The 22,684-nt window shown below is 68.9% G+C and carries 24 protein-coding genes; 12 read left to right on the forward strand and 12 right to left on the reverse strand.

Features of this window, described 5'->3' with window-relative positions; genetic code table 11:
• Both QO015_RS07070 and budA read left to right on the forward strand, forming a co-directional pair.
• Positions 1–597 (forward strand): SCO family protein, encoded by a 597-nt coding sequence (locus QO015_RS07070; RefSeq protein WP_266280493.1) that lies wholly within the window; start codon positions 1–3, stop codon positions 595–597.
• 78 nt (positions 598–675) lie between these two features.
• A complete protein-coding gene (gene budA, locus QO015_RS07075; protein ID WP_266280490.1) occupies positions 676–1,506 on the forward strand; it encodes an acetolactate decarboxylase in 831 nt (276 codons plus the stop codon).
• On the opposite strand, the gene QO015_RS07080 is transcribed toward budA, so the two are convergent.
• Positions 1,503–2,051 (reverse strand): DUF1697 domain-containing protein, encoded by a 549-nt coding sequence (locus QO015_RS07080; RefSeq protein WP_266280487.1) that lies wholly within the window; start codon positions 2,049–2,051, stop codon positions 1,503–1,505. The genes budA and QO015_RS07080 overlap by 4 nt on opposite strands.
• Positions 2,052–2,148: 97 nt before the next feature.
• On the opposite strand from QO015_RS07080, the gene QO015_RS07085 reads away from it, so the two are divergent.
• Both QO015_RS07085 and QO015_RS07090 read left to right on the forward strand, forming a co-directional pair.
• Positions 2,149–3,531 carry an ADP-ribosylglycohydrolase family protein gene (locus QO015_RS07085; RefSeq protein WP_266280484.1) on the forward strand — a complete coding sequence of 461 codons (1,383 nt, stop codon included), beginning with the start codon at positions 2,149–2,151 and terminating at the stop codon, positions 3,529–3,531.
• Positions 3,532–3,533: 2 nt separating this feature from the next.
• Positions 3,534–4,082, forward strand: a complete 549-nt coding sequence (locus QO015_RS07090) for a hypothetical protein (protein ID WP_266280481.1) — start codon at positions 3,534–3,536, stop codon at positions 4,080–4,082.
• 64 nt (positions 4,083–4,146) lie between these two features.
• Here QO015_RS07090 and QO015_RS07095 read toward each other — a convergent pair whose 3' ends face one another.
• Entirely contained in the window at positions 4,147–4,623 is a 477-nt protein-coding gene (locus tag QO015_RS07095; protein ID WP_266280479.1) for a cupin domain-containing protein, read from the reverse strand.
• Between the two features lie 71 nt (positions 4,624–4,694).
• Between QO015_RS07095 and QO015_RS07100 the strand changes: the two genes are divergently transcribed.
• Positions 4,695–5,297 carry a TetR/AcrR family transcriptional regulator gene (locus QO015_RS07100; protein WP_266280476.1) on the forward strand — a complete coding sequence of 201 codons (603 nt, stop codon included), beginning with the start codon at positions 4,695–4,697 and terminating at the stop codon, positions 5,295–5,297.
• Between the two features lie 11 nt (positions 5,298–5,308).
• On the opposite strand, the gene glcF is transcribed toward QO015_RS07100, so the two are convergent.
• The 3 genes from glcF to QO015_RS07115 all read right to left on the reverse strand — a co-directional run bounded on the left by glcF (position 5,309) and on the right by QO015_RS07115 (position 9,355).
• Positions 5,309–6,607 carry a glycolate oxidase subunit GlcF gene (gene glcF, locus QO015_RS07105; RefSeq protein WP_266280473.1) on the reverse strand — a complete coding sequence of 433 codons (1,299 nt, stop codon included), beginning with the start codon at positions 6,605–6,607 and terminating at the stop codon, positions 5,309–5,311.
• Positions 6,608–6,609: 2 nt separating this feature from the next.
• Positions 6,610–7,776 carry an FAD-binding protein gene (locus tag QO015_RS07110; RefSeq protein ID WP_266280470.1) on the reverse strand — a complete coding sequence of 389 codons (1,167 nt, stop codon included), beginning with the start codon at positions 7,774–7,776 and terminating at the stop codon, positions 6,610–6,612.
• A gap of 145 nt (positions 7,777–7,921) precedes the next feature.
• On the reverse strand, positions 7,922–9,355 hold the full coding sequence (locus tag QO015_RS07115; RefSeq protein WP_266280467.1) for an FAD-linked oxidase C-terminal domain-containing protein: 1,434 nt from the start codon (positions 9,353–9,355) through the stop codon (positions 7,922–7,924).
• 134 nt (positions 9,356–9,489) lie between these two features.
• Here QO015_RS07115 and QO015_RS07120 point away from each other — a divergent pair, with 134 nt between their 5' ends.
• Complete coding sequence (locus QO015_RS07120; RefSeq protein WP_266280465.1) at positions 9,490–10,410, forward strand: LysR family transcriptional regulator; 921 nt, start codon at positions 9,490–9,492, stop codon at positions 10,408–10,410.
• A gap of 9 nt (positions 10,411–10,419) precedes the next feature.
• On the opposite strand, the gene QO015_RS07125 is transcribed toward QO015_RS07120, so the two are convergent.
• The 3 genes from QO015_RS07125 to QO015_RS07135 form a co-directional block, all read right to left on the reverse strand.
• Complete coding sequence (locus tag QO015_RS07125) at positions 10,420–11,700, reverse strand: DUF3422 family protein (protein WP_266280463.1); 1,281 nt, start codon at positions 11,698–11,700, stop codon at positions 10,420–10,422.
• A 41-nt stretch (positions 11,701–11,741) separates the two neighbouring features.
• Positions 11,742–13,250 (reverse strand): argininosuccinate lyase, encoded by a 1,509-nt coding sequence (argH, locus tag QO015_RS07130; protein WP_370877403.1) that lies wholly within the window; start codon positions 13,248–13,250, stop codon positions 11,742–11,744.
• A 63-nt stretch (positions 13,251–13,313) separates the two neighbouring features.
• Entirely contained in the window at positions 13,314–14,459 is a 1,146-nt protein-coding gene (locus QO015_RS07135) for an alpha-hydroxy acid oxidase (protein ID WP_266280461.1), read from the reverse strand.
• Between the two features lie 105 nt (positions 14,460–14,564).
• On the opposite strand from QO015_RS07135, the gene QO015_RS07140 reads away from it, so the two are divergent.
• Positions 14,565–15,386: a FadR/GntR family transcriptional regulator gene (locus QO015_RS07140; protein ID WP_266280459.1), complete on the forward strand. Its 822-nt coding sequence runs from the start codon at positions 14,565–14,567 to the stop codon at positions 15,384–15,386.
• A gap of 15 nt (positions 15,387–15,401) precedes the next feature.
• Here QO015_RS07140 and QO015_RS07145 read toward each other — a convergent pair whose 3' ends face one another.
• The 3 genes from QO015_RS07145 to QO015_RS07155 all read right to left on the reverse strand — a co-directional run bounded on the left by QO015_RS07145 (position 15,402) and on the right by QO015_RS07155 (position 17,130).
• Positions 15,402–15,779 carry a hypothetical protein gene (locus QO015_RS07145; RefSeq protein ID WP_266280458.1) on the reverse strand — a complete coding sequence of 126 codons (378 nt, stop codon included), beginning with the start codon at positions 15,777–15,779 and terminating at the stop codon, positions 15,402–15,404.
• Between the two features lie 90 nt (positions 15,780–15,869).
• Positions 15,870–16,607, reverse strand: a complete 738-nt coding sequence (locus tag QO015_RS07150) for an SDR family NAD(P)-dependent oxidoreductase (protein ID WP_266280457.1) — start codon at positions 16,605–16,607, stop codon at positions 15,870–15,872.
• Between the two features lie 67 nt (positions 16,608–16,674).
• Positions 16,675–17,130, reverse strand: coding sequence for a GFA family protein (locus QO015_RS07155; protein WP_266280456.1), 456 nt, complete (start codon positions 17,128–17,130; stop codon positions 16,675–16,677).
• A 136-nt stretch (positions 17,131–17,266) separates the two neighbouring features.
• Here QO015_RS07155 and QO015_RS07160 point away from each other — a divergent pair, with 136 nt between their 5' ends.
• The 3 genes from QO015_RS07160 to QO015_RS07170 all read left to right on the forward strand — a co-directional run bounded on the left by QO015_RS07160 (position 17,267) and on the right by QO015_RS07170 (position 20,293).
• Entirely contained in the window at positions 17,267–18,637 is a 1,371-nt protein-coding gene (locus tag QO015_RS07160) for a glutamate--cysteine ligase (RefSeq protein WP_266280454.1), read from the forward strand.
• Between the two features lie 55 nt (positions 18,638–18,692).
• Complete coding sequence (locus QO015_RS07165; RefSeq protein WP_266280453.1) at positions 18,693–19,520, forward strand: putative universal stress family protein; 828 nt, start codon at positions 18,693–18,695, stop codon at positions 19,518–19,520.
• A 74-nt stretch (positions 19,521–19,594) separates the two neighbouring features.
• Positions 19,595–20,293 (forward strand): DUF937 domain-containing protein, encoded by a 699-nt coding sequence (locus QO015_RS07170; protein ID WP_266280450.1) that lies wholly within the window; start codon positions 19,595–19,597, stop codon positions 20,291–20,293.
• A gap of 141 nt (positions 20,294–20,434) precedes the next feature.
• Here the strand turns inward: QO015_RS07170 and QO015_RS07175 are convergent, their stop codons facing one another.
• A complete protein-coding gene (locus QO015_RS07175) occupies positions 20,435–20,785 on the reverse strand; it encodes a YjiS-like domain-containing protein (protein WP_266280447.1) in 351 nt (116 codons plus the stop codon).
• 283 nt (positions 20,786–21,068) lie between these two features.
• Here QO015_RS07175 and QO015_RS07180 point away from each other — a divergent pair, with 283 nt between their 5' ends.
• Entirely contained in the window at positions 21,069–21,950 is an 882-nt protein-coding gene (locus tag QO015_RS07180; RefSeq protein WP_266280445.1) for a LysR substrate-binding domain-containing protein, read from the forward strand.
• Positions 21,947–22,582 (forward strand): phosphotransferase-like protein, encoded by a 636-nt coding sequence (locus QO015_RS07185; RefSeq protein WP_266280444.1) that lies wholly within the window; start codon positions 21,947–21,949, stop codon positions 22,580–22,582. Before QO015_RS07180 ends, QO015_RS07185 begins: the two co-directional genes overlap by 4 nt.
• Positions 22,583–22,684: the final 102 nt, after the last annotated feature.

Raw genomic sequence — 22,684 nt, forward strand, 5'->3', positions numbered from 1 at the left:
ATGACGCGGCGCCGGATCGCGGCGATCGCCATCGCGGCGGTCGTCGCCCTCGCGGGCTCGGCCGTCGTCGGCTACCAGCTCTCCGATCGCGGCGCCTCCACCGCGCTGCGCACCGGCATCGGTGGGCCGATCGATCTTCCCGCGACGACCGGGAAGCGATTTTCCACCGCCGATCTCGGCGGCAAGCCCTATGCCGTCTTCTTCGGCTTCACCCGCTGCCCGAACATCTGCCCGACGACGCTCTCCGACCTGACGCTCGACATGGAGCAGCTCGGTCCACTCGCCGACCGGCTGCAGGTGCTGTTCGTCACGGTCGATCCCGAACGCGACACGCCGGACTCGATGAAGGACTATCTCTCGGCCTTCGATCCGCGGATCGTCGGCCTTTCGGGAACGCCAGAGGAGATCGCGGCCGTCGCGAAGGCGTACCGCGTCTATTACGAGAAGGTTCCGACCGAGGGCGGCGACTACACGATGAACCACACCGCCACCGTCTATCTGATGGACGGCAAGGGTGAGCTCACCGGGACGCTGTCGCTCGAGGAGGAACAGCCGACGCGGGTCGCCAAGCTGAAGCGGCTCGCGGAAAGCGGCTAGAAAGGACTGTCGCGGCATAAGGATGCGCCGGCCCGCTCCATCGGGCCGGCGCCCGTCCCCGCAAGGAGCTGCGCCGCGATGAAACACGCCCATGTCCGCATTCCCGCCTCGCTGCAGGCCGCGATCGAGGACGAGAGCCGGAGGACCGGCCGCAGCGTCGACGCCATCGTGACCGAGGCGCTGTCGCGCCATTTCGAGGCCGAGCTCCACACCGTGTTCCAGGTCTCCACATCGGGAGCGCTGGTCGCCGGCGTCTACGAGCGCGAGGCGAGCGTCGAGACGATCCTCGCCCATGGCGATTTCGGCCTCGGCACCTTCACCGGCCTCGACGGCGAAATGATCGTGCTGGAAGGCCGCGCCTTCCATGCCGATGCCAATGGCGTGGTCACCGAGGCGCCGCGCGATGCCGGGGCGCCCTTCGCGATCGTCACGCGCTTTCAGCCCGAGCGCGAAACGACGATCACCGGCATCAGCGGCTTTCAGGATCTCGGCCGTCATTGCGACCCGCTGCGCGACAGCGGCAACATCTTCTATGCGATCCGCCTCGACGGCCGCTTCGGTCGGATCAAGGCGCGCTCCGTCAATCCGCCGCCGCCCGGCACCCGTCTCCTCGACGCGACGCGCACGCAGAACGAATTCACCTTCACCGATATCGACGGCACGCTCGTCGGCCTGTGGTCGCCGGAATTCTCCGGGCCGTTCGGCGTCGCCGGCTATCACTTCCACTTCATCTCGGACGATCGGCGTCTCGGCGGCCACCTGCTCGACGTCGAGGCCGAGAGCCTGCGCCTCCGCATCGAGCCGCTGACGCATTTCCATCTCGCCCTCCCCGAGACGGAGGCCTATCTCAAGGCCCAGATCGGCGGCGACACGGCGCGCGAGCTGGCCGCCGCCGAGCAGGGGCGCTAACCGCCTCCCTCGAGCGCAGCCGCGATCCTGGCGACCGTGTTCCAGTTCCTGACCGTGCCGACGCCGCTTCGCTTCGCCGTCAACTGGCCGAGCAGCTTGCCTTCGCTCGGCAGGCGGTCAGCGAAATGCATCCAGAGATCGCCCTCGACGATCCGCAGTTCCTCGCCGCCGATCGCATAGGCCGAGAGGCGGGCGAGATCGCTCGCCCCGGCCGGATGGCGCATGACGCGGACATGCACCCGCGCCCCGTCGCGGGCCGCCGCCTCGGGAAAGGGGTTGCCGGCGGCGAGCCGCCGCCAGGCTTCCGCATCGCGCAGGATGATGTCGACCGTCTTGCCGTAACGGGAGGCGAAGCCGGCCTCCAGCTCCGCCTCGATCTGCGCGAGCGGCGCTTCCCCCGCGCGGAACAGGAGATTGCCGCTCGCCCCGATCGTGACCGGATCGCGATAGCCGAGCGTTTCCGCGACCGCCCTGAGATCGGCCATGACCACCCGCCGCCCCGGTCCGAGGACGATCGAATAAAGCAGCGCGACATAGCTCTTCATGCGGTCCCCACCTTTCCTTGACAGTCGACAGACCGGACGAATTCCCTATTCTCAGGCCGCCTTCCGATCGACCCCTCTCCCCGAACAGGACCGAGTGATGAAAGCCTGGGAATATGCCCGCGACCTCCTCCGCAACGCCGAGCCGGTACTGCTCGCAGAGGAGGAGCAGACCTGGGATGCGTCGGCGGCGATTCGCGAACAGGATTTCTGGCTGAAGCTGTTCTGGCAATCCAATGTCCCGGGTTCCGGCGCGCCGGAATCGCTCGCGGTCGCGGCGGTGCAGTCGCTCGAGAACAAGGGCTGGATCGTGCCGCCGCACGAGGCGCTGCTCACGGAGGGACTCGAAGCCGCCGAACGCGGCGACTGGGAGCGGCTGCACGCGATCAACGCCCGGCTGAAATCCGTGCTGCGCGCGGCGGTGCCGGATCCGGACCACCCCTCGCAGAAGACCCGCCGCTTCGCGAGTTTCGAGGACTTTGCGGCAGCGGTTCGGTTCCCGGCCGATGTCGCGGTCGACGTGAACGCCGCCGGCTTCCCCGATCGCATCGCCGGCGCCTGGTGGGGCCAGATCGTCGGCGCGGCCGTCGGCACGGCGCTTGAAGGCTATACGGCCGAGAAGCTCGAGCGCGCCTTCGGCCGGATCGACCGCTACATGCGGCCGCCCAACACCTATAACGACGACATCACCTTCGAGCTCGCCTTCCTCTACGCCTTCGCCGACAAGGGCCGCGACGTGACCAGCGCCGATGTCGCGGATCGCTGGGTCGGGCTCATCCCCCTCGGCTGGTCGGCCGAAGCGGTGGCGCTCGACAACATCAAGCGCGGCATCTATCCGCCGCACTCCGCGCTCGACGGCAATCCGTTCGACGAATGGATCGGCGCGCAGATGCGCGGCGCGATCTGCGGTATGGTCGCGCCCGGCAGTGCGCGCGAAGCGGCCCGCCTCGCCTGGCTCGACGCCGAGATCTCGCATGCCGGCAACGGCATCCTCGGCGAGGTCTTCAACGCCGTCCTCGTCGCCCGCGCCTTCGTCACCGACGATTTCCGCGCTCTGACGGAAGAGACGGTCGCGTTGATGCCGGCCGATACGGAATATGGCGCCGTGGTCCGCTTCGCGCTCGATGCTTCGAAATCCTCGCCCGACTGGAAGACGGCCTGGGCGAAGTGCGATGCCGAATATGTCGAGTACAACTGGATCCACGCCTATCCGAACGCGGCGGCGCAGGTCGTCGCGCTCTGGTTCGGCAACGGCGATTTCGACGAGACGCTCGCGATCATCGGCGGCTGCGGCCACGATGTCGATTGCAACGCCGCCCAGATGCTGTCCGCCATCGGCGCGGCCAAGGGCATGGCGGCGATCGACCGCCGCTGGATCGATCCCATCGGCGACGACCTCGTCACCTATATGCGCCGCCCGGCGAAGACCACGACGAGCGCACTGATCGAAATGACCGTCGACGCCATCCGGAGGGCGAAGTGACCATGAAGACGACCCTTGTTCTCGCCGCGCTCGCGACGCTCATCGCCGCGCCCGCCCTCGCGGCCGGTCCGACTTGCGTTTCGAACGCCGACTGGCTCATCGTCGAAAAGCCGCACAAGGACGATGTCGGGAACAGCTACATCGTCCGGAGCAAGAGCGCCTCGCCGCAGGCCGCCTGCTCGACCAAGGCTGCCAAGGGCGACCGCGTGATCGGCACCAATGACGATCCGTTCTTCCTGCTGAAGCTCGCCGGCAACTATCTCATGATCGATGCCGGCACCGGGCCGGACCGCGGGCTGGTCATTTATGACCTCCGCGACGGCAGCGAGATCTTCAGCGGTGGCTATGACGACGAATCCTTCAAGGCGGATGTGGCCGGCGCCAGTTTCTGGACCGAAACAGGCGCCAAGGCGACGCGCAAGAACTGCCCGAACATCGCGGCGATCGAGAAGGACTACCTGACCCCGACCATCGAGGCCAAGGCCCGCTTCGACTTCGCGAAGGGCGCCGTCACCGTCTCCAAGGACACACGCTGCCGCGCCACGCAGTAGCGGAGAAGCCTCGGACGCAACATGCCCGAGACGCAATGGCGCCTCGGGTATCTCTCCTCGCGGGTCACGCCGGCGGCAGCATCTCGATGCCGTAGCGCCCCGCGGCTGCGACGAGACGCGGGATATCCGGCGGCGCCATCGGCGGAAACTGCGTGGCGTCGGCAACCGCGTCGCCTGCCTCGCGGAAGAAGTTCTCATGCAGCCCGCCGGGCAGGTTGATGATCAGCATCTTCGCCGGCGTGCTGCCTGTGTTGCGGAAGCCGTGCGGCATGCCGCGGGGGACGTAGTGGAACGCTCCCGGCCCGCTGGTGACGGTGCTGCCGTCCAGCATGAATTCGAAGCTCCCCTCCAGCACATAGAAGGCTTCGGCGTCGTCGCGCTGGCGATGCGGCGGCGTGCCCTGCCCCGGCGCGGTCACCGCCTCGACGAGCGAGAAGGTGCCTTCGGTATCGGCGGCGAGCGCGCGGAACGTGACGAGCGTTCCGAGCAGGTGGACGGTCGAGCCGGCGGCGGCCGCGGCCGATGGGGAATGCGCGTTCATGGGTTTGTCGTCCTTTCGAGTTCGTGTTACATTTCTCTCGTTATGAGATATTTGTCTTATAAAGGTGCAGAGTGAAGCGTCAAGAGGGTTTCGAGCGCGTCGCGCAGAAGCAGCGCACGCGCAATGCGCTGCTCGAGGCAGCGCGCGAATTGCTGGCAGAGGGGCAACATCCGACGATCGCCGAGGCGGCCGACCGGGCGACGATCTCGCGCGCGACGGCCTATCGCTATTTCTCGACGCCGGAGGCGATGGCGCAGGAGGCGGTGCTCGATGCGATAGCGCATGAGTTCGCGGCGGTGCATTTCCGCAACCTGCCGCCGGATGCGGGCCTCGCCGCGCGGGCCGAGATAGTCGTCGCGGGGATCATCGCGATGGTGCTCGCCAACGAAGCACTGTTCCGCACTTTCCTCAGCGTCTCGGTCGGCGGCGGCCGCCGACCGCCGGCGCCGCGCGGCGGCCGCAGGCTCGGCTGGATCCGCGAGGCGCTTTCGCCCGTGGCCGGCGAACTTCAGCCGGGAGCGCTGGCCGACCTCACGATCGGGCTCGCACTGCTCACCGGCATCGAGACGATCGTCGTGCTGCGCGACATCTGCGGACTGGATGATCCGGCGATCGACCGCGAGGCACGGCGCCTCGCCCGCGTCCTGGTCGCAGCGGCGCTGGCCGATCGCTGAAGCGTGTGGGCCTAGAGGCCCTCGGGCTTCGGGCCGCCATAGGCCCAGTCGAGCAGCTCGACCGTGTGGACGATCGGCGTCGCGGTGCCCGAGGCGAGCTGCGTCATGCAGCCAATATTGCCGGTCGCGATGATGTCGGGCGTGACCTTGGCGATATTGGCGAGCTTGCGCGCCTTCAGCCGCTGCGAGAGCTCGGGCTGAAGCATGTTGTAGGTGCCGGCCGAGCCGCAGCAGATATGGCCCTCGGGCACGTCGCGGACCGTGAAGCCGGCGCGTGTCAGCAGCGTCTTCGGCGTCGTCTTGATCTGCTGGCCATGCTGCATCGAGCAGGCCGAGTGATAGGCGACGGTCAGCGGCTCGGGCGGCGCGACACGGTCCAGCTTCAGCGTGTCGAGATATTCCGTCACGTCCCGGGCGATGGCGGAAACCCGCGCGGCCTTGTCGGCATAGGCCGGGTCCTCGCGGAACATGAAGCCGTAGTCCTTGATCGTCGTGCCGCAGCCCGACGCAGTGATGATGATCGCGTCGAGGCCCTCGCCGTCCATCTCGGCGATCCAGCCGTCGATGGCGCGCTTCGCCGTCGCATGCGAGTCCGCCTCGCGGCCCATGTGATGCGCCAGCGAGCCGCAGCAGCCGTCGCCCTCGGCGACGACGACCTCGATGCCGAGCCGGGTGAGCAGGCGGACGGTCGCCTCGTTGATGGCCGGATCAAGCACCGGCTGTACGCAGCCCGAGAGCAGCGCGACGCGGCAGCGCCGCTCGCCCTCGGCCGCGAAACGGCCCGGCGCCTCGACGGCGCTGCGGCCTGAAGGAAAGCGCGGCGCCAGCGCCAGCATGGCGCCGATGCGCGCGAGGCCGGGCAATTTGCCGATCGTGCGGGCGAAGGGACGCGCCGCCGCCGCGCCGACCAGCGCCATGCGGAAGCGGTTGCGATGCGGCAGCACATGCGCGATCAGGCTGCGCATCACCCGGTCGGCGAAGGGCCGGCGATAGGTTTCCTCGATATGCGCGCGCGCATGATCGACGAGATGCATGTAGTGCACGCCCGAGGGGCAGGTCGTCATGCAGGAGAGGCAGGACAGGCAGCGGTCGACATGCTTGACCACCTCGTCATTGGCCGGCTTGCCGCCTTCCAGCATGTCCTTGATCAGGTAGATGCGCCCGCGCGGACTGTCGAGCTCGTCGCCGAGCAGCAGATAGGTCGGACAGGTCGCCGTGCAGAACCCGCAATGCACGCAGGTCCGGAGGATCTTCTCGGATTCCCGCGTATCGGGATCGGCCAGCTGGGCGAGCGTGAAGGAAGTCTGCATGGTTATCCCATCCGTCCCGGATTGAGCACGCCTGACGGATCGAAGCTCTCGCGGATCTTGTTGGCGATTGCGGCGACGGCGGGGGCTTCCGGCTGGAAGGAGGCGAGCGCGGCGCGCAGGCCATGCGGGGCGCGGACGAGGGTCGCGTGGCCTCCGACCATCGCTGTGAGGGTGCGGACCGTCGCCGCGCCGCCATCGGCCGGGCCGTCGACCGCCGCCCAGACGAGCCCGCCCGACCAGTCGAGGAAGGTGCGCGCTCCAAGCTCGGCGCCGAGCCGCGCGACGACATGCGGGCCGTCCGTCGGCTTCACGGAGATGCGCCAGACGACGTCGCTGCCTCCCGCGCCGAGCGGGCGAACGTCGCGGATCGCGGCCCAGAGCGCCTGCGAAGCCTCGTCATGGAGACGCTCCGGCGTGCCGAAGGCGGCGAGCATGTCCGAGAGACGCCCGGCGCGGTAGCCGCAGGAGGCGGAGAAGCCCTCGAAGCGGATCAGCGTCCGCGACGGCTCGCCCGGCAGGAAGGCGGCGCCCGTGACCTCGAAGGGCGTGCCGAGCGCCGTCGTCATGGCATCGACCGCGCGGGCGGCGTCGAGGCCCTCATAGACCAGCGTCGTCTCGGTCTCGGCCATCGGCAGCAGCTTGTAGGTCACCTCGGTCAGGATGCCGAGCGTTCCCCACGAGCCCGCCGCGAGCTTCGCGAAATCGTATCCGGTGACGTTCTTCATCACGCGGCCGCCCGACTTGATCGTCTCGCCGCGGCCGGTGGTGGCGCGGATGCCGATCAGGTGGTCGCGCGCGGCGCCCGCCTGGATGCGGCGCGGGCCGCTGGCATTCGAGGCGGTGACGCCGCCGATGGTGGGCTCGCCCGAGGTTCCCAGCAAGGGCCGCCAGTCGATCGGCTCGAAGGCGAGCCGCTGGCGATTGCCGGCGAGCAGCGCCTCGATCTCGGAAAGCGGCGTGCCGGCGCGGGCCGAGAGCACGAGTTCCGACGGCTCGTAGAGCGTGACGCCGGCAAGGCCGAGCGTCGACACGGCGCGCCCCGCCTGGACGGGGCGGCCGATATCGCGCGTGCCGCCGCCCTTGATCGAGAGCGGGGTCGCGCTGGCAACCGCTTCGGCGACGATCGATTCGAGTTCGGCTTCGGAGGTGGGAAAAAGAGCAGCGGTCATGCGGAAATCTCGGGCGCCCCGGCCGGTCCCCCCCTCCCGGTCTCCCCCACAAGGGAGGAGGCGCAGGGAAGGCTGCCGGCAGGCCCTCTCCCCCCTTGTGGGGGAGAGATGGAGAGGGGGATGCTGGCTCGAACGGAGGATCGCATCACACCGGACGTCCTTCGAGCGGGAACACCTTGTGCGGGTTGAGCAGCCATTGCGGGTCGAGCGCCGTCTTCACGCGCATCTGCTGGTCGAGGTCGATGCGGTTGAACTGGTGCACCATCAGTTCGCGCTTCTCGACGCCGACGCCGTGCTCGCCGGTCAGGCAGCCGCCGACCTCGACGCAGAGCTTCAGGATGTCGGCGCCGGCCGCCTCGGCCTTTTCCAGTTCGCCCGGCTTGTTGGCGTTGAAGAGCACCAGCGGATGGAGGTTGCCGTCGCCGGCATGGAAGATGTTCGCGACCTCGAGGCCGTAGCCGGCGCAAATCTCGGAAATGCCGGTCAGCACGCGCGGCAGCTGGCCGGTCGGGATGGTGCCGTCCATGCACATGTAGTCGGCGATGCGGCCCATGGCGCCGAAGGCGGACTTCCGCCCCTTCCAGATCGCGGCGCTCTCCGCTTCCGACTGCGACACCTTGAAGGTGGACGGCTCGAACCTGGCCGCGATCGCGGTGATGCGGTCGATCAGGTCGGCGATCTCCTCCTCTGAGCCCTCGACCTCGATGATGAGCAGCGCCTCGACATCGAGCGGATAGCCGGCATGGGCGAAGGCCTCGCAGACGCGGATCGCCGGCCGGTCCATATATTCGATGGCGACGGGAATGATGCCGGAGGCGATGATCGCGGCGACGCAGGCGCCGCAGGCCTCGGCCGACTGGAAGCCCATCAGCATCGGGCGCGCGCCCTCGGCGAGCGGCAGGATGCGCAGCGTCGCCTCGGTGACCACGCCGATCTGACCCTCGGAGCCGACGATGAGCCCGAGAAGATCGAGCCCCGGCGCATCGAGCGCCGCGCCGCCGATCTCGACGATGGTGCCGTCCATCATCACCATCTTCACGCCCAGCACATTGTTGGTCGTGACGCCGTATTTGAGGCAGTGCGCGCCGCCGGAGTTCATGCCGATATTGCCGGCGATGGTGCAGGCGAGCTGGCTGGACGGATCGGGCGCATAGAAGAAGCCGAGATGCTGGACGGCGGCGGTGACGCCGAGATTGGTGACGCCGGCCTCGACCCGGATCGTCCGGTTCGCCGTGTCGACCTCAAGCACGCGGTTCATCTTGGAGACGCCGAGCACGACGGCGTCGGCGGCCGGCAGCGCGCCGCCGGCGAGCGAGGTGCCCGCGCCGCGCGCCACCACCTTGACGCCCTCCGCATTGAGGAAGGCGAGCACGGCGGCGACTTCCTCGGTCGTCGAGGGCAGCACCACGGCGAGCGGCAGCTGGCGATAGGCGGTCAGCGCGTCGGTCTCGTAGGCGCGGCGCTCGTCCTCGGCCGTGATGAGCGCGGCCGGCGGCACGAGCCGGGCGAGGCCCGCGATGATCGCATCGCGCCGATCCAGCACGCGCTGGTCGGGCTTCGGCATCAGGATGGCGGACATATGACTTCCTCCCGCCGGGTCCGACCGGCGACGACGCACTCTAGGACGCCCTTGCGAGGCACAGAAGCACTCCCTTCAACAATCATTCTTTCCAGGGCGTTGAAAGTCACCGCGATTTATTGCCACGATCGGGCATGGGCGATTTCACGGACATGGAGATCTTCGCGCGGGTCATCACCGCCGGCAGCCTCTCGGCGGCAGGACGCGAGCTGGGCCTCTCGCCAGCCGTCGTGTCGAAGCGGCTGAAGCGGCTCGAGGAGCGTCTCGGCACGCGGCTGCTGCAGCGCACGACGCGCCAGATCGCGCTGACCGAGGCGGGACGGGGCTATCACGACCGCGTGGTGCAGATCCTCGCCTCGATCGAGGAGGCCGAGGCCTATGTCAGCCGACGCTCCGACGTGGCGCGGGGAACGCTGCGCATCTCGGCGCCGACATCGTTCGGACGGCTGCATGTGGCGCCGCATCTCGGCCGCTTCCTCGACGCCAATCCCGGCCTCGTCGTCAACCTGACGCTCTCCGACGATTTCGTCGACCTCGTGAAGGAGGGCGTCGACGTCGCGATCCGCATCGCCGAGCTCACCGATTCGAGCCTCGTCGCGCGGCGCCTCGCGCCCAACCACCGCCTGCTCTGCGCGGCGCCCGCCTATATCGAGGCGCATGGCACGCCGGAGACGATCGCCGATCTCGCGCGTCACGCCCTGCTCGCGACCGCCGGCCAGGATCCCTGGCGGCTCGAAAGCCGCGACGGACCGGTGACGGTCCATATCGACGGCAGATTGCGAACCAATTCCAACGAGGTGGTGCGCGCCGCGGTCCTCTCCGGGCTCGGCATCGCGCTGCGCTCGACCTGGGATGTCGGGCCGGAACTTCGGTCGGGCCAGCTCGTCCATGTGCTGCCGGGCTATCGCGCCTCGCGCCGCGTCGCGGTGCACGCCGTCTATCCGAGCCGGCGCTATCTCGCCGCCAAGGTCCGCCTCTTCATCGATCACCTCGCCGCGCTCTATGGCGAGCATCCGGCCTGGGACGAAGGCCTCGAGGCGATGATCGGCGGGTGAGCGGCTCCCCTATTCCTCGCCGGCCCCGTCCGAATGATGCCGGCGGATGCGGCGGACCAGGAACCAGACGGCGAGCGCGACCGGGACCACCGCCAGCGCCTCTATCGTCGTCGGCTCGACATGGAGGCCGAGCAGCGGCGCGCCCTCGGCGAGATGGCCGACGAGCCCGACGACATAATAGCTGACCGCCGCGACCGAGAGGCCTTCCACCGTCTGCTGCAGGCGGAGCTGGAGGCGGGCCCGCTTGTTCATGGAATCGAGCAGGGCGCGGTTCTGCTGCGAGAGCTCGACATCGACCCGGGCGCGCAGCAGTGCGGCGGCGCGGGCGAGCTTGCGCGAGAGGTCCTGCTGCCGGTTCTCCAGCGTCGCGCAGGTGCGCATCGCCGGCGCCATGCGGCGGGCGAGGAAGGCGGTGAAGCTCGAATAGCCCTCGAGCGGATGCTCGTCCATCGCGTTGAGGCGGAGGCTCACGATCTCGGCATAGGCGCGGCTGGCGCCGAAGCGGAAGGCCGATTCCGCCGCGCCCGCCTCAAGATCGGCGGCGAGCGCCGTCAGATCGTCGAGCAGCGCGCGGTTCGAGGCAAAGCCGCCGGCGGACCGGAAGCGCGCGGTGTCGGCGACGAGCTGCTCCTCGATGCGCCGCACCTCCGGCTGCAGGCGCTGCGCCTCCGGCAGGCCGAGCATCGCGAGGACACGGTAGGTCTCGGTCTCCAGCAGCCGCTGCGCCAGCGGACCGGCCTCCTGCGGGCCGAGCCCGCGATCGACGATCAGCAGGCGGGTGAAGCCGTCGCCGTCGGAGCGGAAATCGGTGGCGATCAGGGCGCGGCCGCCGGCCGCCTGCGAGGCGGCGAGCGAGCCCGGGTCGAAACCGGCGAGGATCTCGGCGGGCGGCCGCAAATCGTCGACGAGATCGAGCCGCGCCTGCACCATCAGCGGGCCGGGCGGCTCGAAGGCTTCGCCGAACGGCGTCTCGGCCGGCAGCGGGCCTGCGCCGCGCGGCGCATCCCAGCTGTAGGTCGTGAACTCGGCGTGGCTTTCCCACCGCAGGAATCCGCCGAGCAGCGGCACGACATGATGGCGCGCATCGGAGGCCGGTATCGCGAGCCCGTTGCGCCGGCAGAGTTCGGCGAGCCGGGCGCGCGCCGCGTCCGCCTCTCCGGCATCGGTCATGAAGGCATAGTGCAGCACCAGCCGTGGCGCCGCGATCATGTGGAAGGGCCGCGCATGCACCTCGTGCAGCGCCGCCGTCCGCAGCGGATGATCGGCGAACCGCCGTGCCCCCTCGCCCATCCTCGCCCCCCTCGGCGCCCTCGCCCCTGCGCAAGCCTATGTCATAAGCCCTCGGCGATTTCATGCATGCGACGTTCCAGCGTCGCCGCCGCCGAGGCCTGCCGCTCGCCGATCGCCGCCGCCCGCCCGGCGAAGGCCCTCAGTGCCCCCCGGTAGCCGGCGAGCGCCGCCCCGAGCGCGGCCGGTCCCGGACCGCCGAAGCGCTCGCGGACGGCGACGAACGCCTCCGGCGAGACCATGCCCCTGAACGCCTCGCGATCCGCCACGGGAGGCCGGCCGACATGGCGTGCGAAGGCCTCGGCGAAAGCGGGATAGCCGCTGTCGCTCAGGCTGCCGCCCGAGGCGACGACCGCGCGCGCCACCTCGGCGGCGATCTCGTGGGCGAGGCGGAAGGGAAGCCCCTCCTCGCGCACCAGCCGGTCGGCGAGCTCGGTGATCGTCGCGCAGGAGCGGTCGAGATTGACGGCGACCCGCTCGGGATCGATCCGCCCTGCCGACAGCGTCGCGGCAAGCAGGGCGAGGACGCGATGGCCGACCTCGAAGGCCTGATAGCCCATTTCCTGCGTCTCGGCCTCGCTGTCCGTCATGTCGGTGAAGGGCGTGTTGTGCAGGAGATCGACGACGGCGCGGGCGCGGCCCACGGTCTGGCCGGCGAGATGGCGCAGATGCTCGAACGGCACCGGATTGCGCTTCTGCGGCATGATCGACGAGATCTGCACGAAGGCGTTCGGCAGGTAGAGCTGCCCGACCTCGAAGCTCGACCAGAACAGGAAGTCCTGGATCGGCCGGCCGAGGTGCAGGAACATGAGCGCGACCGCGTCATAGGTCGAAGTCACATAGTCGACCGCCGCGATGCAGGAATAGGAATTCTGCAACGGGCCCGAAAAGCCGAGCAGTTCGGCGGTGCGATGCCGGTCGACCGGAAAGCCGGATGTCGTGATCGCCGCGGCGCCGAGCGGGCAGAGATCGACGATCGCCCGCGCCGCCTCGATCCGCTCCATGTCGCGGATCAGCACCTCGATCATCGCCGCGAGATAATGGCCATGGGTGGTCGGCTGCGCCGGCTGGCCATGCGTATAGGCGACGATCAGCGTGTCGCGATCACGCGTCGCCACCTCGATCAGGACGGCGAGCAGGTCGCGGGCGTCGGCCAGGAGTGCATCGATGCGCGGCAGGAGGCCGAGCTTCAGGAAGGTATGGTCGATGTCGTTGCGCGAGCGCGCGGTGTGCAGCCGGCCGCCGATATCGGCCCCCGCGCGGCGCTTCAGCTCGCGCTCCATGTGGAAGAAGTAGTCCTCGACATCGCCGCCATAAGCGAGCGCGGCCGGGTCGATCTCGCGCGCCATGGCGATGAGCGCGCGGGCGATCGCCGCGCCCTGCGCGCGGTCGAGGATGCCGGTCTCGACCAGCATCACCAGATGGGCGCGGTCGATCCGCCCCAGCGCGCCGGCGTGATGATGGCGCGCGCCGTCGAACAGCGGCCGCAGCACGGTCTCGCGATAGACGGGATCGGGAAAACTCGACCGGTCGCCGGATTGAAGCGCGCCCATGATTCATCCTCCGCACCGGACCAGCATAATCGGGCCGGCGCCGATGCGGAGGAAAAAGGCGGTTCAGCCGCGGTCGATGACCGTCTCGTCGATCTCGGCGATGGTGCGCCGTCCGGTCAGCGCCATGGAGACGGACAGCTCCTTGGCTATGATGTCGATCGTCTTGGCGACGCCGGCCTCGCCGCCCGCCCCGAGGCCATAGAGGAAGGCGCGGCCGACCATGCAGGCCCGGGCGCCGAGCGCCAGCGCTCGCAGCACGTCCTGTCCGGAGCGGATGCCGCCGTCGAACAGGATCTCGGTCTCGCCGCCGACCGCATCGACGATGCGCGGCAGAGCGGAGATCGACGACGGCGCGCCGTCGAGCTGGCGTCCGCCATGATTGGACACGACGATCGCATCGGCGCCGGTCGCCGCGGCGGCCTTCGCGTCGCCGACATCGAGCACGCCCTTGATGATGAGCTTGCCGGGCCACAGCGAACGGATCCAGGCGACGTCGTTCCAGTTCAGCGTGGTGTCGAACTGGCCGGAGATCCACTGGCCGAGCGACTTGACGCCGGTCATGCCCTTCACGAAGCCGTCGAGATTGCCGAAGGTCTTGCGCTTGCCGCGCAGCACGCGCAGCGCCCAGTCGGGCTTGGTGGCGATGTCGACGAGATTGGCGAGCGTGATGCGCGGCGGAACGGTCATGCCGTTCTTGATGTCGCGATGGCGCTGGCCCTGCACCTGAAGATCGACGGTGAGCACCAGCGCGCTGCACTTCGCCGCGATCGCGCGCTCGACCAGCGACTGCGCGAAGCCGCGATCCTTCATCACATAGAGCTGGAACCAGAACGGCTTCGAGGTGCCGGCGGCCACGTCCTCGATCGAGCAGATCGACATCGTGGAGAGGCAGAAGGGAACGCCGGCCTTCTCGGCGGCTCGGGCGGCGAGGATCTCGCCATCGGCATATTGCATGCCGGTGAGGCCGGTCGGGGCGAGCACCAGCGGCAAGGCCGCCGGCTGGCCGATGATCGTCGTCGCGGTCGAGCGGTTGGAGACGTCGACCATCACGCGCTGGCGCAGCTTGAGCGCCTTGAGATCGGCGCGGTTCGCCTCCAGCGTCTCCTCGGCATAGGAGCCGCGGTCGCAATATTCGAAGAAGGCGCGCGGCACGCGGCGCTTCGCCATCAGCCTCAAATCGTCGATCGAAGTTGCCGTCTGGAGCGACATGTTGCTCGCCTTCTACACGCCCATGCCGGAGGCAGCGCACCGCCTCGGCGATGACTGGTCCATTTAGTTGACCACTCTTCCTGAGGCGCTTATAGGCTTCCCGTCATGCCCTTTCAACCCGTCGCGTCACGCCCGACCGCCGAAGAGGTCGCCCGCCAGATCGAGCTTCTGGTGCTGGAAGGCGTGCTTCATCCAGGCGACCGCCTGCCGGGCGAACGCGACCTCGCGGCCCGCCTCTCGGTATCGCGCCCCGTGCTGCGCGATGCGCTGAAGACGCTGGAAGGACGCGGCCTCATCGAAAGCCGACATGGCGGCGGCACCTTCGTCGCGGCGATCGAGGGAACGCTGTTCGCCTCGCCCGTCATCGACCTGATCGCCCGCTCGCAGAAGGCGGGCGGCGACTATCTCGAATTCCGCCGCGAGGTCGAGGCGACGGCGGCGGCGATGGCGGCCGATCGGGCAACCGAGGCCGACCGCACGATCCTCTCGCGCATCTTCGCATCCATGGAAGCGGCGCATGGCGAAGCGGATTTCCGCCGGGAAGCCGCGCTCGATGTCGAGTTTCACCAGGCGATCGGCGAGGCGTCGCACAACATCGTCATGATCCATGTGCTGCGCGCCTGCTATCGCCTGCTGGCCGACGGCATCTTCTACAATCGCAGCCGGCTCTACGGCCGGCAGCTTTCGCGCGACGAACTGCTCGGCCAGCATCGCGCGCTGCTCGAGGCGATCCTCGCCGGAGACGCTGCGGCCGCCCGGTCGGCGGCGGCGGCGCATATCGCTTATGTGGAAGCCTCGCTCCGCGCGGACGCGGAAGCGGGCGCCCGGGCCGAGATCGCCTCGCTGCGCCTGCTGCAATTCGAAGAAAGAACGGCGCCGCGACAGGCGCGGCGCCGTGATGACGAGGACGAAGGCGGCGACCGGTGAGCCGCCGGAGCTTCCTCAGCCGCGACGGGCGCGGTCGATATTGAGGATGTCGCCAGAGCGCGCGCTCACCGTGACGCGCAGCGCGCGGCCACGACGATCGGCACCTTCGACCACCCAGACGGGACCGCGGCGATCGACGCCCCAGGTCTCGACCACGCCGGCCGCGCGGGCGATGCGCCGCGCCTCGCGCGGGCCGACGCCGCGATTGTCATAGGCGCCGCGGCCCGGTCCGTTGTCCCACTGCGCAGGTGGCGGCGGGGGCACACGGTCCGGCATGGGCGGGGCGATGCGCACGCCGCCCTCGTCGATGATGATGCCCTGGGCGCTCGCACCGCCAGCCGTCAGCAGGCTGGCGGCTACCATGGCAGCGCCAGCGAAAGCCTTGAACTTCATGGCGTTTCTCCTTTGGGTCGGAGCGGCCACAAGGCCGTCCTTCGGAGAGTTGAACGCCGGCGCGGCGGTTTTCGTTCCGCTTCCTGATTGTCAAACCATACGCATGCTCATGCCGCCGTCGACAACCAGTGTCTCGCCGGTGATGAACGGGTTGGTCAGAAGCTCCACCGCCGCGGTGGCGACATTGTCGGCCGTGCCGAAACGGTGGAGGGGAATGCGGTTGTCGAGATTGTTCTTGCGCGCTTCCGGCGTCATCGCGGCATGGAAGCGTGTCTCGATGATGCCCGGGCAGATCGTGTTGACGCGGATGTTCTCGTGGCCATGGTCGCGGGCGAGCGCCCGGCCCATCTGCGGCAGCGCCCCCTTCACCGTCTGGTAGGCGACCGTGCCGGGGCAACCGCGCAGGCCCGCGACCGAGGAGACGAGCAGCACCGCGCCGCCGCGGACCGCCAGCGCCGAATGCGCCGCACGGAAGAGATGGAACGGCGCGTGGACATGGACGCGGAAGGCGTCCTCCCAGGCCTCGGGCGTCAGCGCCAGCGCCGTCCCCGGGACAGCGCCGCCCGCCGCCGGCACGAGATAGTCGATCCGACCGAACGCCTCCATCGCGGCTTCGACGAGCCGCGCGGCACTTGCCGGATCGGCGGCGTCCGCGGCCTCGAACCGGGCGCGCTCGCCGAGCTCGGCAAGAAGCGCCTCCACCTCGTCGTCGCGATGACGGCCCGAGAGCAGCAGATCGACGCCCCGCGCCGCCAGCTGCCGCGCAATGGCGGCGCCGATGCCGCGCGTCCCGCCCGTGATGATCGCCGCTTCGCGTTCGCCGGCCATGATTCGTCCTCCCGCTTGTTGTCTGGCTGCCTTATCGGTGCAGCCTTTGCCGTCCGGGTCCAGCCCCTCAGCTGGCCGCGAAGCTCCGATAGGCGGCGAGCAGGTCGCCGAATTCCTCCATCGGCGGGAAGCTCTCATAGGAGCGCACGGCCGGGGTCGTCGCCCAGGGCAGCTTTTCCTTGGTCACCGTCTCGATGAAGGGCACGAACCAGGACGGGTCGTCGAGCATGGTCGGGCGGACATTGACGAAGGGCATCATTTCGGCGCGCGTGAACATCCACGACATGCACCAGGCGCAGAAGTGATGCTGCAGCTCGCCATGCATGCCGCCGATCACCGTCTCGCCGGCGATGACCTCGAAGCCCTCCGGCGGCACGGCGGCGGTGAGCGAGAAGGCCGAGGACGACATCTTCTGGCAGCCGGTGCAGTGGCAGGCGGCGGTGAAGAGCGGCGGCGCGGTGATGCGGAAGCGGACGCGGTTGCAGCGGCATCCGCCTTCGGCTGGAAGCTTCGGCGTCGGCATCGGATCCTCCCTTTTTCCGGGCCAAGTGCTAGCAGACGCACACTGGTCGCGGAAGCGCGACAGGACGGTCATCCGCTTTCTTGCCGACGCACCGGCGCGTCGCTAATGTGCCGCGCCAACCACCCCCGGAGTTCCCATGGCCCGCGATGTAACCGATTCAACGATCGTCGAATCCCGCGACGATCTCATCGGGACGCTGGCCTCGGGCTGCAAGCCGGAGGCGGCGTGGCGCATCGGCACCGAACACGAGAAGTTCGGCTTCTACCGCGACGACCTGACGCCCGTTCCGTATGACGGGCCGCGGGGAATCGAGAAGATCCTCCGCCTGATGGAGGGCCTGCTCGGCTGGCAGCCGATCGAGGATCGCGGCCGCATCATCGGCCTTGTCGATCCGGTCGGCGGCGGCGCGATCTCGCTGGAGCCCGGCGGGCAGTTCGAGCTTTCCGGCGCGCCGCTTGAGACCATCCACCAGACCTGCCGCGAGCTGCACGCCCATCTTGCACAGGTGCGCGAATGCGCCGAGCCGCTCGGCATCGGCTTCATCGGCCTCGGCACCTCGCCAATCTGGTCGCTGGCCGAGACGCCGGTGATGCCGAAGTCGCGCTACGAGATCATGGCGCGCTACATGCCGAAGGTCGGCACGCGCGGCCTCGACATGATGTTCCGGACCTCGACGGTTCAGGTCAATCTCGACTTCGCCTCCGAAGCCGACATGGTGAAGAAGATGCGCGTCTCGCTCGCGCTGCAGCCGGTCGCGACTGCGCTCTTCGCCAATTCGCCCTTCATGGACAACGACGCCAACGGGCTACTGTCGAACCGGGCCGAGATCTGGCGCGACACCGACAACCAGCGCTCGGGCCTGATCCCCTTCGTCTTCGACGAGGGTTTCGGCTTCGAGACCTATGTCGAATGGGCGCTCGACGTGCCGATGTATTTCGTGAAGCGCGGCGACATCTATCACGACGTGGCGGGCCAGTCCTTCCGCGACCTGCTCGCCGGCCGACTTCCGGGGCTTCCCGGCGAGCGGGCGACGCTGTCGGACTGGAACAACCATCTGACGACGCTCTTCCCCGATGTCCGCCTCAAGAAATACATCGAGATGCGCGGCGCCGATGCCGGGCCGTGGCGCACGCTGACCGCCCTCCCCGCCCTCTGGGTCGGCCTTCTCTATGACAGCGTTGCCCTCGACGCGGCCTGGGATCTCGTGCGCGACTTCACGGCCGAGGAGCGCCAGGCGCTGCGCGACGGCGTGCCCCGCCTCGGGCTGAAGACGCCGTTCCGGAACGGCACCGTGCAGCCGATCGCGGCGGCGATGGTGGAGATCGCCAGCGGCGGCCTCGCGCGGCGCGGCCGCAAGAACAGCGAGGGCTTCGACGAGCGCATCTATCTGCAGCCGCTCGAGGAGACCGTCGCCAGCGGCATGACGCCCGCCGAGCGTCTGCTCGCCGCCTATCGCTCCGATTGGCAGGGCGATATCGGCGAAGTATTCAGAAGACACGCCTATTGATTGAGATGCGAGGCGGCCCGGGGGGTCGCGCCGGCATCGACCATGGAGGCCCGTCGTGGACATCAAGGACATCACCGTCGTCGTCGATCAGCGCGGGAGCCGTCCGGCCCTGCCGATCGCGATCGATCTCGCCAACCGGCTCGGTGGCCACCTGACCGGCCTCACGCTGGTCTATGATCCGGTCGTGCCCGGCTATGCCGTCGCCCCGGTGCCGGTCGATTTCATGATCAGCGCCCGCGACGAGGCGATCAAGGGCGCCAAGACCGCCGAAGCAGCGTTCCTGGCCGCGGTCGGAACGGGCGGTCTCACCGCCGAGACGAGGCAGGTCGAGATCATCTCGGCCGGCGGCCTCGACGAGGTCGTGCACGAACTGCGCCTCGCCGATCTCGTGATCGTCGCGCAGGACGACCCCGACCAGCCCGAGCCGGTGCGCGAGGCGCTGATCGAATCCGTGCTGTTCCATGCCGGCGCCCCGCTTCTCATCGTGCCGCGCAAGGATGCGCCCGCCAGCCTTTCGCTCGACCGCGTCGTCATCGCCTGGGACGGCACCATCACCGCCGCCCGCGCGGTGCGCTCGGCCCTGCCCTTCCTCGGCGCCGCCAAGGCGGTCGACATCGTGATCGTCGACGACGGCAAGGAGCTGCCGACCGGCCAGCGCGTCACCGGCTACCTGAAGCGCCACGGCATCGAGGCGACCGTCCACACGCTGCCCAATCCGCACAAGGATGTCGCCGGCGTGCTGCGCGAGCAGGCGGCGTCGAGCGGCGCCGGGCTCATCGTCATGGGCGCCTATGGCCATAGCCGGCTGCTCGAATGGATCCTCGGCGGGGCGACCCGCGGCATGCTGCGCAAGCAGACTGTCCCGATCCTGATGGCGCACTAGCACCATCCCTTTCGCGACGATTTGACGAAAGCCCGCGGCGGCCCGATCATGAGGGCCGCCACAGGGAGCCGACGATGAAAACCTTCTTCGACATGATGCGGGAAGCCCAGCAGAGCGCTTTCGGCGCCATGATGCAGAAGGAATTCGGCCTCTCGGCCGAGCAGCAGGCCAAGGCCGTCGAGGCGATGATGCCCGCCTTCTGGCTCGGCCTGCGCAAGAACGCCGCCGATCCCTTCGGCGTCGCCGCCTTCTGGCAGTCGGTCGGCACCGGTCCCTATCGCAGCTATTTCGACAATCCCTTCGCCGCGATGACGCCGAAGGCGATGGACGACGGCAACAACGTCCTCGAGAAGCTGTTCGGCTCGCCCGAGATCGCCCGGGCCGTGTCGCTGCAGGTCGAGGCGGCGACGGGCCTCGCGCAGGATGTCGTGCGGCGCATGATGCCGGTGGTCGCCAACATGATGATGGGCGGGTTGCAGCGGCAGAGCGAGCTCGCGGCCAATCCCTTCCTGCGCTTCATGCAGGACTTCGGCCAGCCCCCGCGCGAGAAGCCGCAGGCGAAGACGCCCGACCTTCCCTTCGTCGCGATGATGAACGCCTTTCTCGGCAAGCCGGCGGAGGCCGAGAAACAGCCGGAGCCCGAGGCCGGCGGTCCGATGACCAACGAGGAGGTGATCGACCGCCTGTTCGACGCCAATCGCAGCATGCAGGATGCGTATTGGAAGTCGATGCAGCGGATCTTCGATCAGTTTGCGCCGGAGAAGAAGGGCTGACCAAACGAAAAAGGCCCGCCGGATGAACGGCGGGCCAAGTGCGGAACCGACCGGGGATCTGGTCGGCTCCGGCTGCAGGGAATGCGGACCGCCGAAGGCGGGCCGAAAGGGGTCGGCGGATCGGCGAAGCCGCCGCCGGGGTCAGCGCTTGACGCGGTAGCGGGCGCCGCCGGCGCGAAGCTCGGCGCCATGGGCGAGGCGCTCGCGCGCCTGGGCCTTCGCGGCGTAGCGCCGCTCGAGCGAGAGCATCGAAAGCTGCACCGAGGCATCCTCGTCGGCACGGACCGCGAGCGCGCTCGTCACGTCGCCCTGCGTCAGGCCGATATCGCGCAGCATGTGGTCGTCCCAGCCGAGCAGACGGGCAACCTGACGGCGGTTGTGCCAGACGCGGACGCGGGCGACAGCGGTTGCCGCCAGATGGACCACCACGGCTGCGATGCGATTGCGCGTCGGCCGCCGGGTTTCGGTCGTGAACGTCTCGAATGTCGTCATGGCTTGCCTCCATCGGCTGACGCGTCGAGGTCCTCCCGCTCTCCGGAAGGGGCTGCTCGCTGTGCGTCGTGGTAACAATCGAACATTGACCCATCCGCATTGATCATTCCAACGAATGTTTCTAATATCAGTCATTGGAATTGATGATGTTTCGGACGGTCAGCATCTGATGAATGACCGATGCCGGGACAGGCTTCCACCCGTTTCTTGCCGCGCTTTTGCGGCCTTATCGGGCGGATGCCCGCGATCGGGGCGATTGTGACGGAATTGTGAGGTATCGCACATGGCCATGATGCTGGATCTCGATCAGCTGCGCACCTTCATCGCCATCTGCGATACGGGCAGCTTCACCCGCGCCGCCGAGGTGGTGCACAAGACCCAGTCGGCCGTGTCGATGCAGATGCGGCGGCTCGAGGAGCGGATCGGCAAGCCGATCTTCGGCCGCGACGGCCGCAGCGCCAAGCTGACGGAGGACGGCGAGCGGCTGCTCGGCTATGCGCGGCGGCTGATCCGCCTTTCGGACGAGACCGTCGCGGCCTTCGACGACGACGAGCTCTCCGGCCGCGTCCGCCTCGGCACGCCCGATGATTATGCCGATCGCTTCCTGCCCGAGATTCTCGCCCGCTTCTCGCGCTCCAATCCGCGCGTCGAGGTCACGGTGGTCTGCGAGCCGACGGTGCAGCTCGTCGAATGCGTGCGCAATGGCTCGCTCGATCTCGCCATCGTCACCAATCACGAACTGACGCCGACGGCCGAGGTGGTGCGCCAGGAGCCGCTGCTCTGGGTGGTTTCCAACCATCACCGCATCGAGGAAGAGGACGTGCTGCCGCTGGCGCTCGGCCGCGACACCTGCTGCTGGCGAAAGTCGGCGCAGGAAGCGCTGAACGGCACCGGCCGCCGCTTCCGCCTGCTCTATGCGAGCAACAATTCGACCGCGCTCGCCGCTGCCGTGCTGGCGGGCCTCGCGATCTCCGTCTTCCCGGAATCGGCGCTGCGTCCGGGCATGCGCGTCCTCGGCGAGGCCGAGGGCTTCCCCCGCCTCGCCCCCTGCCAGATCGCGCTTCTGCGCGCCGCCAACCGGCCCTCGACCGCGACCATCGACGCGCTCGCCGAGCACATCATTTCCTCGCTCGACAATCTCTCGATGCGCATCGCGGCGGAATGACAGCCGCCTCCCGGCCGGGCCGCATCCTCGTCCTCAACGGGGCGCCGCGCTCGGGGAAGTCGACGCTCGTCGCCCTCGTGCGCGAGAAGTTGCCTGGCCGCTGGATCAATCTCGGCGTCGACATGCATATGGAGCGCATGCTGCCGCCGCAGCTCCTGCCCGGCATCGGCCTCAGGCCGGGCGGCGAGCGGCCCGATCTCGAGCCCCTGCTGCCCCCGCTCTATGGCGCGCTCTACGAGTCGATCGCGGCGCACAGCCGCGCCGGCTTCGATGTCGTGGTCGACATCGCCCACCACGACGCCTATTCGCGCCCGCTCGGCATCCTGCCGGACTGCGCGCGCCGTCTCGCCGGCCTGCCGGTCCTCTTCGTCGGCCTGCGCTGCGCATTGCCCGAGATCATGGCGCGTCGCAACGCCTCCGATCCGGCGCGGGGCTACGCGACCGCCACCGCCGAGGTGCCCGTCCCGCCACCGGTGCTCAAATGGCAGGAGGCGGTGCACGCCCACGGCCATTACGACCTCGAACTCGACACCGGCGCCCTCGCGCCCGAAGCCTGCCTCGCGGCCATCGCCGCGGCGCTCGCCCATCCGCCGGCCCGCCCCACCGCCTTCGAGCGTCTGGCGGCGGTCTGAGGCGCCGGATCGCGGCCCGTTCTCGAAGTCCGTAACCTTTCGCTGGCAGGTTCTCGAACTCCATGCCGCGAGAACTACGTAGCGGCAGGCAAGGCGAGATCA

This window comes from Kaistia geumhonensis, from assembly GCF_030815145.1.
GTDB classification, from domain to species: Bacteria; Pseudomonadota; Alphaproteobacteria; order Rhizobiales; family Kaistiaceae; genus Kaistia; species Kaistia geumhonensis.

What these genes read in the sequence shown, in the direction of transcription:
- QO015_RS07070 (WP_266280493.1), top strand. Translation starts at nt 1, where the DNA reads ATGACGCGGCGCCGGATCGCGGCGATCGCCATCGCGGCGGTCGTCGCC.
- budA (WP_266280490.1), top strand. Translation starts at nt 676, where the DNA reads ATGAAACACGCCCATGTCCGCATTCCCGCCTCGCTGCAGGCCGCGATC.
- QO015_RS07080 (WP_266280487.1), bottom strand. Translation starts at nt 2,051, where the DNA reads ATGAAGAGCTATGTCGCGCTGCTTTATTCGATCGTCCTCGGACCGGGG.
- QO015_RS07085 (WP_266280484.1), top strand. Translation starts at nt 2,149, where the DNA reads ATGAAAGCCTGGGAATATGCCCGCGACCTCCTCCGCAACGCCGAGCCG.
- QO015_RS07090 (WP_266280481.1), top strand. Translation starts at nt 3,534, where the DNA reads ATGAAGACGACCCTTGTTCTCGCCGCGCTCGCGACGCTCATCGCCGCG.
- QO015_RS07095 (WP_266280479.1), bottom strand. Translation starts at nt 4,623, where the DNA reads ATGAACGCGCATTCCCCATCGGCCGCGGCCGCCGCCGGCTCGACCGTC.
- glcF (WP_266280473.1), bottom strand. Translation starts at nt 6,607, where the DNA reads ATGCAGACTTCCTTCACGCTCGCCCAGCTGGCCGATCCCGATACGCGG.
- QO015_RS07110 (WP_266280470.1), bottom strand. Translation starts at nt 7,776, where the DNA reads ATGACCGCTGCTCTTTTTCCCACCTCCGAAGCCGAACTCGAATCGATC.
- QO015_RS07115 (WP_266280467.1), bottom strand. Translation starts at nt 9,355, where the DNA reads ATGTCCGCCATCCTGATGCCGAAGCCCGACCAGCGCGTGCTGGATCGG.
- QO015_RS07120 (WP_266280465.1), top strand. Translation starts at nt 9,490, where the DNA reads ATGGGCGATTTCACGGACATGGAGATCTTCGCGCGGGTCATCACCGCC.
- QO015_RS07125 (WP_266280463.1), bottom strand. Translation starts at nt 11,700, where the DNA reads ATGGGCGAGGGGGCACGGCGGTTCGCCGATCATCCGCTGCGGACGGCG.
- argH (WP_370877403.1), bottom strand. Translation starts at nt 13,250, where the DNA reads ATGGGCGCGCTTCAATCCGGCGACCGGTCGAGTTTTCCCGATCCCGTC.
- QO015_RS07135 (WP_266280461.1), bottom strand. Translation starts at nt 14,459, where the DNA reads ATGTCGCTCCAGACGGCAACTTCGATCGACGATTTGAGGCTGATGGCG.
- QO015_RS07140 (WP_266280459.1), top strand. Translation starts at nt 14,565, where the DNA reads ATGCCCTTTCAACCCGTCGCGTCACGCCCGACCGCCGAAGAGGTCGCC.
- QO015_RS07145 (WP_266280458.1), bottom strand. Translation starts at nt 15,779, where the DNA reads ATGAAGTTCAAGGCTTTCGCTGGCGCTGCCATGGTAGCCGCCAGCCTG.
- QO015_RS07150 (WP_266280457.1), bottom strand. Translation starts at nt 16,607, where the DNA reads ATGGCCGGCGAACGCGAAGCGGCGATCATCACGGGCGGGACGCGCGGC.
- QO015_RS07155 (WP_266280456.1), bottom strand. Translation starts at nt 17,130, where the DNA reads ATGCCGACGCCGAAGCTTCCAGCCGAAGGCGGATGCCGCTGCAACCGC.
- QO015_RS07160 (WP_266280454.1), top strand. Translation starts at nt 17,267, where the DNA reads ATGGCCCGCGATGTAACCGATTCAACGATCGTCGAATCCCGCGACGAT.
- QO015_RS07170 (WP_266280450.1), top strand. Translation starts at nt 19,595, where the DNA reads ATGAAAACCTTCTTCGACATGATGCGGGAAGCCCAGCAGAGCGCTTTC.
- QO015_RS07175 (WP_266280447.1), bottom strand. Translation starts at nt 20,785, where the DNA reads ATGACGACATTCGAGACGTTCACGACCGAAACCCGGCGGCCGACGCGC.
- QO015_RS07180 (WP_266280445.1), top strand. Translation starts at nt 21,069, where the DNA reads ATGGCCATGATGCTGGATCTCGATCAGCTGCGCACCTTCATCGCCATC.
- QO015_RS07185 (WP_266280444.1), top strand. Translation starts at nt 21,947, where the DNA reads ATGACAGCCGCCTCCCGGCCGGGCCGCATCCTCGTCCTCAACGGGGCG.